Origin of the sequence: Hallella sp. (assembly GCF_037460745.1) — a bacterium.
Classification (GTDB): domain Bacteria; phylum Bacteroidota; class Bacteroidia; order Bacteroidales; family Bacteroidaceae; genus Prevotella; species Prevotella faecis.
Map to the genome: position 1 here is coordinate 26,137 of NZ_JAXVAE010000105.1, position 13,650 is coordinate 39,786.

General features: G+C 53.7%; 7 protein-coding genes. 3 read left to right on the plus strand and 4 right to left on the minus strand.

Features of this window, described 5'->3' with window-relative positions; all coding sequences use genetic code 11:
* Positions 1-16 precede the first annotated feature (16 nt).
* The 4 genes from WKK33_RS06735 to WKK33_RS06750 form a co-directional block, all read right to left on the minus strand.
* Complete coding sequence (locus tag WKK33_RS06735) at positions 17-3,589, minus strand: SusC/RagA family TonB-linked outer membrane protein (protein ID WP_337933050.1); 3,573 nt, start codon at positions 3,587-3,589, stop codon at positions 17-19.
* 206 nt (positions 3,590-3,795) lie between these two features.
* A complete protein-coding gene (locus WKK33_RS06740; RefSeq protein WP_337933051.1) occupies positions 3,796-4,845 on the minus strand; it encodes a FecR domain-containing protein in 1,050 nt (349 codons plus the stop codon).
* A gap of 52 nt (positions 4,846-4,897) precedes the next feature.
* On the minus strand, positions 4,898-5,401 hold the full coding sequence (locus WKK33_RS06745; protein ID WP_337933052.1) for a sigma-70 family RNA polymerase sigma factor: 504 nt from the start codon (positions 5,399-5,401) through the stop codon (positions 4,898-4,900).
* 257 nt (positions 5,402-5,658) lie between these two features.
* A complete protein-coding gene (locus WKK33_RS06750) occupies positions 5,659-7,581 on the minus strand; it encodes a hypothetical protein (protein ID WP_337933053.1) in 1,923 nt (640 codons plus the stop codon).
* Between the two features lie 1,466 nt (positions 7,582-9,047).
* Between WKK33_RS06750 and WKK33_RS06755 the strand changes: the two genes are divergently transcribed.
* From WKK33_RS06755 to WKK33_RS06765, 3 genes are read left to right on the plus strand one after another with little or no spacing between them, the layout of a single operon-like run.
* The gene (locus WKK33_RS06755) at positions 9,048-9,980 is read left to right on the plus strand and encodes a TonB family protein (RefSeq protein WP_337933054.1); all 933 of its coding nucleotides are present in this window, start codon (positions 9,048-9,050) and stop codon (positions 9,978-9,980) included.
* 7 nt (positions 9,981-9,987) lie between these two features.
* A complete protein-coding gene (locus WKK33_RS06760) occupies positions 9,988-12,708 on the plus strand; it encodes an outer membrane beta-barrel protein (RefSeq protein WP_337933055.1) in 2,721 nt (906 codons plus the stop codon).
* A gap of 27 nt (positions 12,709-12,735) precedes the next feature.
* Positions 12,736-13,596: a GLPGLI family protein gene (locus tag WKK33_RS06765; RefSeq protein WP_337933057.1), complete on the plus strand. Its 861-nt coding sequence runs from the start codon at positions 12,736-12,738 to the stop codon at positions 13,594-13,596.
* Positions 13,597-13,650: the final 54 nt, after the last annotated feature.

Here is a 13,650-nt window from a genome sequence, read left to right on the forward strand (position 1 = left end):
CTGTTTTTGGGGGTTGTTAGAATCCTAATCTCACGGTGAACGTGTATTGCTTGGGCATGGGCGATGCCACACCTCCCGTATTGAAGAATTCCGGATCCATGCCATTCAGCTTTTTGTCGGCATAGATCAAGAAGAGGTTTGTGGCCTGCAACTTCAGGTTGAGCGAGCTCACACCGATCGCAGCCAACCACTTCTTGGGGAACGTGTAATCGAGCGAGATCTCCTTCATTCTGATAAAGTCGCCCTTAGCGATGCGTTCCGTGCTGTAGTTGTAGGCATTGTAGGCCACGCTGAGATTGGGGTTGAGGAAGTTCTGGCGTACGGAGGGTATCACGGGCACCGTGGTAACTTCTTCCTCACCGGCCGACGACCAGCGGTTGTTGAGCTCACGAGGCGAGGCCACCATGTCGGTGTAGGTGTTGGAGAACACGGGGTCGAGGCGAACCACATTGCCAAACGAGTAGACCACAAACACATTGAGGCGGAAGCCCTTATACTTGAACGAGTTTTCCAACGAGCCATAATCGGTGGGGTCTGACGATCCTTCATACTTCAGCCAACCGAGGTCGGCATACTCCTGGAAGTTGATGCCGTCGATGGTGGTCTGGCCGTCGGCTACCTTGAAGGTAGGTATTCCCTCGCTGTTCAACTTGTTGAAGGGGATAGAGAAGATGGAGCGAACAGGATAACCCTGCAAGGCGAAGCCATTGCCACGCACAAGGTCGATGATGCGCGATGTGTTCTTGAGGTTTGTCACCTCGTTGTATTGGTGCGAGTAAAGGAAGGTGGTGCTCCATTCAAAATCTTCCGTCTTGACGTTCTTGGAGCTAACCGACAGCTCGAATCCGCCCGACTTCATGTCAGCGATGTTGCCAAACTTGCTGATCTCGCCACCCACTCCTTGCACGGTGATAGGGCCTATGAGGTCGAAGTTGTTGCGATGATACCAGCTCAACTCCAAGTTGAGGCGGTTGTTCAGGAATCCCATGTCGGCCGTGAAGCTCAACTCGTGCTTCTTCTCGTAGGTAAGCTCCGAGTTGCCAAGCTCCGTGATGTCGAGGCCTGTCTCTTGGTCGGCAGCGTTGGGACGCCATGTCACCATGCTGTTGATGATGGCGCTCGAGTTGCTGATGCTATAAGGACCGCGGTCGGCGGTAAGCGAATACGAGCCCTTCAGGGTAAAGTGGGAGAGCCAAGGCTTCAGCTGCTCAAACCATTTCTCCTCGTGGGCGTTCCAGGCTCCCGAGACATTCCAAGTGGGCAGCCAGCGGCTCTTGCGATCCTTGCCCAACGTGTTGGTGCCTTCGTAGCGCAGGGTTCCATTGATGATGTAGCATCCCTTATAAGAATAGGAAGCGTTGCCAAAGAAAGCCGCCGTGCGCTCCAAGCCATTGTCGACCGAATAATAGTTGGATCCTTCGAGCTTCAGCTTGTCGAACACGTTGGGGTCGTAGTTGGCGATGTTCCCAAATCCATAGATGCGACCGAAAGTGCGGATCCACGTCTTGTCGCGTTTCAGCTCGTTGCTCTCCATGCCCGCAAAGAGGTTCATGATGTGGGTGTTGGCGAAAATCTTGTTGTAAGCGGCCGTAACGCGGAAGTCCCATGCCGTCATGCGATAGTCGCTACGCTCATAGATGCCTCCATAGGGCAGCACCGACACGGGCACGGCGTAGGGGTTGGTGGGGTCGGTCCACAGGTAAGGGTTGGTGTCTCTTATCAGCGTGTTGCCCATGGCGCGATAGGCGTTGGCCTGGTTGGAGAGTTCCGTGGCGTTGTGCTCCGTGGCATACGACGAGCGCTTCACGGCGCCCAGCGCGTTGAGCTCCAACCCGTCGATGGGCTTGTAGGTCAACTGGCCCTGCACCTTGAATTCGTGAGCATTGACCTCCATATAGTTGTTCTCCAGTTCCTTGAAGATGTTGAACGAGGTGAAGTTTCGTGTGTACGACTCGTTGGGGTCGAGCACCCTTGAGGTGTTGAGCGAGTAGGAATAAGGGTTGATGTCGAACGCGCGCGTCACCTCACCATTGACCAGGTTGACCTCCTGGTTCATGGTGCCTGGGGCTTTCTGCTCTCTCGAGGAGGCGTTGGCAATGAGCTGCACCTTGAGCTTCTCTGAGAAGTTGTAGGTGGAGTTCAGGTTAGCGGTGTAGCGCTTCACGTTGCTCCGCTTGTACCATCCGGGATCGTTCATCAAACTGACCGATGCGTAGTTTTGCACCTTCTCGGTACCCGTGCTAATGCTTACCGAATGGTTCTGCATGATGTTGTTGCTGAAGAGCAAGTCGAACCAGTCGGTGTTGCGGTACTCCTGTTGGCGGAGCCATGCGTTACGGCCGGCATCGGTGTTCTCCACGTCGCCCGACGCCACCAGTCGCGCCAGCTTTCCGTACACGCCACTCTGCGCGGCGTTCACCACATCGGCAGGATTGAGATAACCCTTCTTTTGCAATTCTTGGTACACCGACATCTGCTCCTGCGAGTTCATGATGTTGAAGTTGTTGTAACTGGGCTTGAGGCGCATGGTAAACTCGCCCGTGTAGTTGATGTTGGTCTTACCCATGCGTCCTTTCTTGGTATTGATCACTATGACACCCGCCATGGCCCTGGCACCATAGATGGAGGTTGCCGCTCCGTCGCGAAGAATCTGGAAGCTCTCAATGTCGTCGGCGTTCAGCCCTGCGATGGCCGACGACAACAGGGTCTCGGCGTTGCCTGAGGAGAGATCGTCGGTGTTCACCTCAACCACATTGTCCTGGATCACACCGTCGACGATCCACAGGGGTTGGCTGCTACCATAGATGGAGGTGGCGCCGCGCACCTGGATGCGAGGGGCCGTACCAAAGGTACCGGTTACGTTCTGCACGCTCACGCCCGCCGCACGTCCTTCCAACGAACGACTGATGTCAGGCACACCATCGAGCTTGGCGTCTTGCGCGTCGATCCATGTGGTGGATCCTGTAAACAGTCGCTTGTCGGTCTTTTGGATACCCGTCACCACAACGTCGCTGATGGTGTTGACGTCGTTTTCCATAATGATGCTCACGGGTTTGGTGCCAGCCTTACGCTTGTAGGGCTTCATGCCTACGTAGGAATATTCGAGCACATCGCTCAGACTGACATCGTGAAGTTCGTAGCGACCGTTAGCGTCGGTGACCACCGCGTTTTGGGTGCCCACCACCCTTACCGTTGCGCCAATCAGGGGCTCGCCCGTGTTGTCGAGTAGCTTTCCGGTTGCCACATTCTCGGCCACGATCTTTTTCTTAACGGGCTGGCCTTTCTTCACTTGGATAAACTTGCCCTTCACCGTGCTCTGCAAAGGAAGACCCTCCAGAAGTTGCTTCACTGCATCGGGCGCCTCCTTCTTGCGGATGTCGGTAGTGACCTTATGGCCGCTCACATCATCGTAGCTGTAGTTGATCTTGAAATACGCCGATTGCTGCTCCACCTTGTTCAAGGCAATAGGCAGAGGCATTCCCTTGCAGCGCAACGACACTTTGTTGCCTTGCGCAAACGCCCCTATGGTGCCGACCAGCAATGCTGCGCCAACCACAAGAAGCCTTCGGTAGGTTTTTGCTTTGTACATACTGTTATGTTTTTGCGTTAATGATTTGCCACTCTTAGCGTTTGCCTTTTATCTTAAAAGACTTAATATCTGCCAAAAGGGTACCACTTTTACACAAAAACTTTCAAAAACCTTTCGATCTGTTCGCTTTCAGGAAGTAATTCTTTCAAATTCGAGCCAGCAAAAAAGAAGATATGGGGGCATGGGTGTTACGCCCCCACAGGTGGTCAATGCACGGTAATCTCGTTGTCGGTAACCATCACGTTGACCTTGTCCATGTCGTTGAGCGCCTCTATCACCTCTTCGAGTGTTTGCTTCCGTTCCGCCACAAAGTGGAAGCGTTCGTTCATCGATTTCTCATTGACAAACACCACGGTCTTGTTGTACCATCGGCCAAGTTCCATCATGATCTGCAACAAGGTCTCGTTGTCGAAATAGAAGTAACCGTCTTTGCGTTGCACCACAGGATAGGTGTCGACCTCGCTAACGCTGAAGCCCTCGGCATGGTAGCGTGCCTGTTGGCCCGGACGTAGCGTTTGCTGGGACATGTTCTTGCCCGACATGCGCACCTTGCCTTCCACAAGCGTAACGGTGGCGTCTTTCTCCGAATAGGCGCGTACGCTAAACGATGTGCCAAGCACCGTGGTCGAAAAATGATCGTTTTCCACCACAAATGGGTGGCTGGCGTCTTTCACAACATCAAAATACGCCTCACCCTTCATCCGCACCCTGCGTTCCTTGCCGACAAACTTACGGGGAAACTCAATGCTGCTCTCTCCATAAAGCCAAACCTTGGTGCCGTCGGCCAGCGTTATCTCGCAATCATGACCCCGCGGGGTGCTCATCGTCATCAGGGAGCCTGCATCGGCAGCGTCGGCCGCATCTTGTTTTCTGGCAAAAGATACGGAGGTGCCTTTCACTACTTGCTCAGTGCCATCATCGCTTGTCAGCGTAACGTCGCCCACATTTTCCACAGAGGCAATGACCTCAAGCCCCCCTGTGTGGTGGCGGTGATGGCTGTTTGTCGTCATGAGCACAAGCAAGGCCACGCTTGCGGCAACGGCCAAGGCCGCACACCAACGCCAAAGATGATGGTGCGTTTCGGCAGGTGGGTTGATCTGCTGGTTCAACGCCTCCCACTCGCGATCTATATCGGGCACTGGATGATGCTGGAGCAAGAATGCGTCGCGAATGGCACGCTGTTCCTCTTCGGTAGGCAGAAAGTCGGTCTGCTGCTCCCCGTTCATGCTGGGATGGTTATTATCGTTTAGGTTCATTTCGGTTGCATTTATTATATATAAGACTAAGGGAAGGGCAAATAGGGCACCGTCATTTGCCTTTAATAATGTTAAAATGAGCCCTTAGCAACGCCAAACTCTTTGTGATATGCTTCTTCACGCCGCTGGGGGATATGCCCATCTCGTCAGCCACCTGCTTATAGGTTTGCCGATGGTAGTAGCATTGTTCCAACACATGTCTACTTTTCGGAGGAAGCGTCTTGATGATTTCCTCCACCTCGGTTATCCGCTGCTCGCGCATCTTCCATTCATCGATCGTCATATCGGCCAGGCCTTCGAGAGAAGCGGCGTCGGCATGATGGGGATGATTCTGCTTGAGCGAAGTGAGACATTTGTTTCGCACACACACATAGAGGTAATTGTCGACCTTGCTCAAATCGATCTCTGCTCGCTTGTTCCAAGCCGTCAGAAAGGCGTCGCCCAAGAGGTCCTTGGCCGCCTCACCGTCTTGAAGATAATGGAGAGCCAAGCGATACAACGAGGCATAATGGCGACGGAATACTATCTCAAAATGGTTTGTGTCGATATCTTTCAAAACAAATTCTTAGACTTCTGTGAATAATGTGTTTTGCAAAATTACACATTTTCTAAAGAACAAGCCATAAACACGACGCAATTTCTCCTTGAGAAGGGGTAAAGAAAGAGGGCGCCACCGCCACGACCCTTGGGAGATTCAGGCCAGCGGCAGCAGACATGGCTCATCGGGCGTTCGGTCCTTAACGTCCCAAACCAACAATGTTAGTAGTTTACGCCATAGGGGAGGTGGTGACCTTTTATTGGCGGTGCGACATGTTATTTCTTTATGTGAACATGGGGAATGTCCCATTTCTTACACTGGTCACACCATTTGTAACCTTGATCTTTTCCCGTCATATTGGTTTCGTCAACCCTCACGTCAACTCTTGAGTTGTTGTTCTTTCGCGTGGTTGAAGTTTTCCTTGTTGTCTGTCCGCCAGTATTGTCCTGCCTCATTATTTCTTTCACACGTCGGTTGTGCTCCGCTTCGTTTTTCTGGTATTCCGGACTATATTCAAATAGCTGATGCTGGGCGTTGTATCGATTTAAGTTTGCCTCATGTTGCTTGTATACCGATGCAGCCATGGGACGATCGTACACATCCTGCTGTCCTTTGAGAGGCACATAGATAATATGGCTCCAATCTTTGGCTATCTTTACTGTAGGGGCATCGAGGTAAATGCCCGGAGTGTTGAGGAATCCTTCCTTGTAATAACGTCCGCCAATAACAATGTAGTCGCCCTCATATTTCACGTTGTCGGGGCCGAAGCTCAGCGCCATAAAACTTAAGTTGAAAGCGCGAAGCGAAATCCAACATCCACCGTTGGCGTAACCCTGGATGTAGAGTTGCACCTCCCCAGGCTTGCCACCCGATTTTCCATAATAGCAGTAGCTACTCTGTGAGGGCAACGTACCATAGGCGGGATGGGGAATATTGCTTTGCGTTGTTGTCTTAGCGCTCTGACGTGAAGCGCCCATCGTTGCTGCCGACGCTGGCGATTTAGCAGCTACAGCCGTTTGTGCCGCACGCTCCTTAGTCTGCTGCATGGCGAGGAGTTTTTGCGCCTCCGCCTTGTCGTTCCTTGCAATTGCGAGTAGGTTCTTTCCGTTGCCCACAGGGTCCATCAATCCATTATTGGCAATGTATTTCTGCATTCTATCGAGGAAAGCCTGGTAGGGAACAAGCACCTTCGCTTTCAAATCGCTATCATAGCTATCGCTCTGCAACAGATATTGCGCCAAAAACTTTTTGTTTTTCTTGAAATAAGCATGGGCGTTTTTGAAATCCTTTTGCATAGGAATGACGACCTTGCCCGTTGCGTCTACAAGGGTTACATCATTGTTGACGTCGTAACAGGCAAAAGCTGTATGGCGTCTCAGTTGGTCTTCTGTGCATTTTGCCCCACTAAACTTCGTGATATTATAAAAATTAGTCAAATCAATATCGTCTATACGACTGAATTTCGCAGGGACAATTATTTCGCCCTCAAGATTCATAACTCCGTATTGCCTTTTGTCAGGGAATCGCAAGAGCGGCGCTATCAGTTTTCCGTTCTTTTCAAAGTTGTTTTCAACAAAAACATTATCAATATCACAACATTGCTGTCTTGCATCGCCTCCTTTGTTTACGGTACAAATACTCTTGCCATCTGCGCCAAGTATGTCCCATTCGGCCGAACCTTTGTGCTTCGCAAAGACCATAAGATCTTGTATATCTTCGTACAAGGTGTTTACAATTTTTACATATTCATAAACGTCAGAAATCTTTTGTCCTTTGGTGTTTACGCAATAAACGTTGAAATCGCTTTCTTCCACAACTGCAAAGGAAGGGTGTGTCGCCAAAACATACTGATACGGACCTCCTACAATGTTGAAACGGCGGTCTACCACATATTCTTTGCCTTTGTATTTTGCCTTTGTGATAGGGCTTCCCTCCCAAAAACCTCCGAGGAATTCAAAAACAGGCTCCACATTCCAACCACCGTTTCCATCAGGAATCCCATAAAGTCCGGAAGAGTTCTTTTCGCTGTTGATCCATGGATATTTTGCATTCAGGTTCTCCTGTGCGATCACATTAGAGACCATTGCTGGAGAAAACATCTCAAACATAAAAAAGCATACAAGCCATGCGCAGAAACTCATGATACTGTTTTTAGCAAACCTATTGCGCACAAGCGCATTCTTTATTGTAATGATCATGTGATGCTTATCCTTTATTTGCAACACTATATACATAGTCTTTTATAAGTTACCAAGCAACAAGACATTCTTGCTTTAGCAAGCGACAAAGCCCAGCGACTCAGAATTTTGCCATGTCGAAGAATTCACTTGACTTAGTGTTGCTATAAAATCAAACAAATCTCCAACTGGCATGCTAAAATTACAGATTAAATCTGAGAAACTCTCCCCTGGCGGCCAATTATTTTCAATTGTGTAGCATTTTTTGTGCTCATTCGTCAAAATCATGGATTAAACGTTAGCGAAGCGAGGCACATCATAAGGCTACCCTTATCGTTCCATTTCATGTCACGTTTTCTCGGCATGGCAAAGCTTAAGTAAACTTAGCTCTGCTCATCTGGCTTACCGAAAACCTTCATAATCCTTATGACGACAAGATATGCGAGTTTTGACAAACACGAAAGCCATCGTTGCTTGTTGCAAATTTTGGTGCAAAACGAGTGTCGAGATTTCAGGCGAAATAGAGGGTGGAAAGGGCGGTTTTTGGCGATTTGGATGACGGATGAGGAGCGGTGACTGGGGCGTTGGGCATGTATCGGGGTGCGATAGCTAAGGGATCGAGGTGCGGAAGGTAAGGGATGGAGGTGCGGAAGGGCATGTTTCGAGGGGCGAAAGATGCCTAACCGCAAGGCTGAATGAGGAGTGGGGAGAGCAGAATGGGTCCTTCGAATGGTAAGCGACTGAATGTTAGGTGGTTACAAAAATGCGCGAGAATGGCGTATTTGGACGCAAGGCGGGGCGCGAAAGGAAAAACAGTGTAGATTTGGGGGAGGGATGTTGAGAATGTGGAGTGTTGGATGTGGAATGGGCCATGCGTCACGAGAATATTTCTCCCACGGATCTCGCAGATCCACACAGAAACCATGCGGACTGCTTGTCAATAACACAGATCGCGCCGCCGGCGCGGCAGATAGATCGCAGATCTTTTCGCAGGTGGAGAGGGATTTATAATGTGGAGTGTTGAGAATGTTGAATGTGGTGTGCTGAACGAGTCCCGTTGGATGTTGAATGGGTTTATAATGGGGAGCATGGGGCGAAGAGGCTGTGTCTTTACGGTGCAAAAAGTGATAACGGTATCAAAAAAGGAGCGCCAATGGGGTGTTTGGAAACGCAAGAAATCTTATCTTTGTTGCAAAAAAGGCGCACCGATCACCGCGCGGCACGATGACCGGCAAGGCGGCCGAGGGAGGGGGACGTCAAGTGGTTCAATGGCGTGGCTCAATCCAATGACATTCCTCGACCCAATGACGTGACTCAATCCCAATGACGTTCCACGAACCGAGAACGAGCCGATGCCCAAGAACCAGCCACGATGCCCGAGAACGAGCCACGATGCCCAGCAGCGGGAAGCCTTTAACATCTTTTAAGGGTGAGCCTTGGGCGACTTTAGCGTTAAAGGAGCAGAAAACCCAAACAACTGAAACAGCATGATGACAGAACAAGCATATAAGGAAATGGTGGAACGAATGCGCCCCCGACTGATGCAGATGGGCCGCGAGTTTTTCGGATCCGATACCGAAGCCGAAGAGGTGGTGCAGGAAACGTGCATCAGGGCGTGGAACGTGCGCAACAAGGCCACGCTCACCGACGCCTACCTGATGCGCATTGCACGCAACTGCTGCGTGTCGATGTGGCGCGGGCAGCGTGTGGAGGTGGAGCTGGCCGACGACAGCCATGCCGCCATCACCGAGGTAACGCCGCAAGAAGAGGTGGAGGAGCGCGAAAACTCCGAGTGGCTGCGTGGGCGCCTCAAGCGTCTGCCCAAGGCCGAGCGCGAAGTGTGGCAACTCTTCTACGACGAGGGACTGACGGTCGAGGAGATTGCCGAGGCGCGTGGAATTTCCGTGGCCTCCGTGCGCAACACCATCTCCAGCGTTCGCAACACCCTCCGCACCGCCTTGCGCCGCCGATTCTTCGACATGCGCCACCTCATCGTGTTCGCCCTTTTGGCACTGGTTTCGGGCATCGCCGTGGCTGCCATCATCCATCCGAACGGCATGGTGCGCGGAGCCATCGAGCAGGTGCTGGGAATACCTAAGGACACCACCGTCTATCGAGTGGTGGAGGTCATGCCGTCCTATCCCGGCGACATGGAGGCGCTCTATAAGTTCTTGGGCCAACAAATGCACTATCCCAAGGAGGCCCTGGAGAATGGCATCGAAGGCCGTGTGGTGGTTAGCTTCGTGGTAGAGGAAGACGGGCGCCTGACCCACTTTGAAGCCGTTAGCTCGCCCAGCCCGCTGCTATCCAACGAGGCCATCCGGGTCTTGAGGCAGATGCCCCGATGGAATCCGGCCAAGAGAATGGGCAGGAATGTGCGTTGCCAATATAACATACCGGTCATGTTCCGCCTAAAGTAGTTGCAGGATGCATAGGTCAATCATCACCGCCATGCTCGCCTTCGCAGCCATAGCGGCCTCCGCCCAGACCGTCATCGAGGGCACGGTGGCCGACGCGCAGGGCAAGCACGTGGAGGCTTACGTCAGCGTGGCCCCCAAGGGCACGGCCAACATCCTGGGCTTTGCCGACACCGACGCCAAGGGCCACTACAGGCTGGAGTTTACCACCGATGCCGACTCCGTGACCGTCAGCGCTTCCGGACTGGCCATTGGCAGCCACGCGAAACAGGTGGCCAACCGCTCGCAACGGCTCGATTTCTGCGTGAAGGAACAAGCCATGCAACTGAAGGAGGTTACTGTGCGGGCGCAGAAGATACGGCAGAACGGCGACACGCTCAGCTACCTCGTGGGAGCCTACCAACAGCAGGGCGACCGCGTCATCGGCGACGTGCTGAAGCACATGCCCGGCATAGAGGTGGCCGACAACGGCGGTATCAAGTATAACGGCAAGACCATCAAGAAATTCTACGTGGAGGAGATGGACCTGCTGCAGGGCCGCTACGGACTGGCCACCAACAACATCAACGCCTCCGACGTGGCCACCGTGCAGGTGCTGGAGCACCACCAGCCCGTGAAGATGCTGCAAGACAAGGAGCTCTCCGACGATGTGGCCATCAACCTGAAGCTGAAAAACTCGGCCAAGGGAACCGTGGCCATCAACACCATGCTCGGCGGCGGCGCGCAGCAGGCGGGCGGCTGGCATATCGGCAAACGGCCGCTCACCGACAGCCAGGCCGCCATAGGCCAAAGCCCCTTGTGGACCGCCGAGGTGGTGGGCATGTACTTCGCCAAGCGTCGGCAAAACATGACCTTATATAAAGGCAACAACACGGGCGACGACGTGTCGAAGGAACTCACGCAACACTATTCAAGCGTCAACAGCGTAAGTCTCTACCCCTTCTGCCCTACCGGCGCCCTCATGCCCAACGGCTCTGGCCTGCCACAGAAGCGCACCTTCGACAACCACAGTCAGATACTGACCATGAACCACTTGGAGAAGCCCAACAAGGACACGGAACTGGGACTGAACATTGCCTACTACAACGACCGCATACGCCGCGAAGGCAGCAGCGTGGGCGACCAGTTTGTTAGCGACGACAGCCGCCTGCTCGCCTCCGAGACCATGACCAGCGAGACCAAGCTGAACAACCTGAACATCCAGGGGCGCTACAACCGCAACGCGCCCAACGGCTTCGTGGCCAACGTGCTGAAGGTGGACACCCACTGGAACAGCGACCGTGTGGACGGCCTGCTCGCATCCGAGCGCACAGGCGCCGACCCCACAAACTACGGCAACAACCGCGTGCGCCAGCATTTCGACCGTCCGCAGCTCTCCGTCTCCAACACCTTCAACACCATTCGCAACATCGGCAAGAACACCTTCGACCTCCACTTCTCAGCAGGCTACGCCCACCGCCCAAACACGCTCACCGTGGGTGTCGACTCGCTGCTGCAGGGCACATCCACCGCCTACACGCAGGACGTGAACTCACACCACATCGCCGCCAGCTTCAACACCAGCTACGCCATCCGCGTGGGCCAAAGGTTCCGCTTCAGCTACGGCGTAAGCGCCACGGCCAACCTCCACGGCATCGTGACCGACCTCAATGGATTCACACCACCTGCCGAGCACGCCCAACTCGACAACGACCTGTGGTATAACACCTACTGCGTGGCCCTCGCCCAAACCTACAAGTATGAAACGCCCAACTTCTACATCGGCCTCGGATTGCCCCTCGAGCTCTACACCCAGACGCTCGACGACAAAATAAGGAACGACCAGCACGGCTACACACACCTGCTCTTCTTCCCCTCGCTCTCGGCAAACTGGAGCATCAGCCGCGACCTCTGGCTCAACGCCGGCGCCAACTACTCGAAGACCGTGGGCGACCCGGGCGGCATCTACAGCGGCTACATCATGTCCAACTACCGCGCCTTCCAGCGCAGCTACGTAGAGCAACTGTCGGAGACCTCCCACTACGGCGCCAACGCCAGTCTGCGCTACCGCAGCGCCCTCCGCGCCCTGTTCGCCAACGTCGGCATCGGCTACCGTCGCACCCACGACAACCAGATCTACGGCTACAGCTACGAGGGAGCCACCAGCGTGGTGCAGGCCGTAGACCAGCCCACCACGACCAGCAGCTACAGCCTCAACGGCGAGGCCAGCAAGGGGGTCGACTTCATGCGCTCCACCCTCCGCGTCTTCGGCGGCTACGGCCTCTCCGAGAGCGAGCGCCTCATCAGCCAGAGGCTCTATGCGTACCGTGCCCAAAGCCTCAGCTTTGGCGGCGCCCTCTCCTTCAGTCCGTTCCAGTGGCTCGGCGTGGTTTATACCAGTGGCTTCAGCCAGAGCCGCAGCTACACCGAGGGCCACCGCAACGAAGCCGTGAGCGCGAAGAGCAGCACCCAGCGCCTCAGCATGAGCGTCTTTCCCACCAAGACCCTCACGCTGACCTTCGCCGCCGAGGACAACTACACAAACCTATCGGCCAAGAACCGCCATGCCTGGTTTGGCGACGCCACTGCCAAGCTCAAGCTGAAGCGCGTCGACCTGGAGCTGCAACTCAACAACCTCTTCGACCAGCGCCAGTACACCCGCGTAGGCTATAGCGGCCTCGACATCTATACCCAGACCTCGCAACTGCGGCCCCGCAACGCAATGGTCAGCGTAAGGTTCAAGCTATTGTAACACTTATACCTAACCGACAAAATCGTGATGAAACAAACTCTCATTACAATCCTCATCCTCGCCGCCCTTTGCAGCGGGGCGTGGGCGCAGCCCAAAGTAAACGGGAACGCTCCCACACGTGAGAAAAGGGGATACAACCAGCGTGTGGCTATCGACACGGCCCATGTGCGCGTGCTCTATGCCCTTAATGCCAAGGACATCAAGGACGAGAACACCTACCTGGACCTGGGCAAGCTGGAGGTGGGCAAGCGAGTCTGGAAGTACAGTAGCGAATTTGTTTACTCCTCCGATTTGAAGGTTACAGAATGGGTGCGAGAGAAGGGTTACAAAGGAAACGTGCCCAAGACCGCATTTATTCGTGGCGAGAAGTCAGACAAATGGAGCGAATTGGTTTATTCAGACTACACGATCCGAGGCAAACAACTGGAAGAGCAAGCCTGCTTCCCCCTATGGGCAGAGCGCGAGAACAGCAGCTACACGGAGCCGTGGCCACTGATGCAATGGACGCTGGCCAACGAGCAGCTATCCATCCTCGGCCACCGCTGCCAGAAGGCCACGTGCCGTTTCCGTGGCCGCGACTTCATGGCGTGGTTTGCCGCCGACGTCCCCATCAAGGGCGGGCCATGGAAGTTCGGCGGACTGCCCGGCCTCATCCTGAAGGTCTCTGACGTGCAGAACATTTACGTTTGGGAGGCCGTGGCCATTGAGCGTGGCACATACCCCATCATGCAATATCCTGACAAGCTCTACCCCAAATCGACACGCAAGAGCGTATGGCAGCGGCAGAAGAAGTACAACGAAGACTATCGAAATGCCATCGGCTGGACGAGCCTCGATGGAAGACCTATGCCTCCCAAGGTGCGGTTCGAACCATTGGAAAAGGAATGATCCCAAATTAGTACTGATGCGATAAAATCGCATAGTTATTAAAATTCATCAAAT

Excerpts from the sequence above, each read along its gene's own strand:
- WKK33_RS06735 (WP_337933050.1), bottom strand. The coding sequence starts at position 3,589 with ATGTACAAAGCAAAAACCTACCGAAGGCTTCTTGTGGTTGGCGCAGCA.
- WKK33_RS06740 (WP_337933051.1), bottom strand. The coding sequence starts at position 4,845 with ATGAACCTAAACGATAATAACCATCCCAGCATGAACGGGGAGCAGCAG.
- WKK33_RS06750 (WP_337933053.1), bottom strand. The coding sequence starts at position 7,581 with ATGATCATTACAATAAAGAATGCGCTTGTGCGCAATAGGTTTGCTAAA.
- WKK33_RS06755 (WP_337933054.1), top strand. The coding sequence starts at position 9,048 with ATGATGACAGAACAAGCATATAAGGAAATGGTGGAACGAATGCGCCCC.
- WKK33_RS06760 (WP_337933055.1), top strand. The coding sequence starts at position 9,988 with ATGCATAGGTCAATCATCACCGCCATGCTCGCCTTCGCAGCCATAGCG.
- WKK33_RS06765 (WP_337933057.1), top strand. The coding sequence starts at position 12,736 with ATGAAACAAACTCTCATTACAATCCTCATCCTCGCCGCCCTTTGCAGC.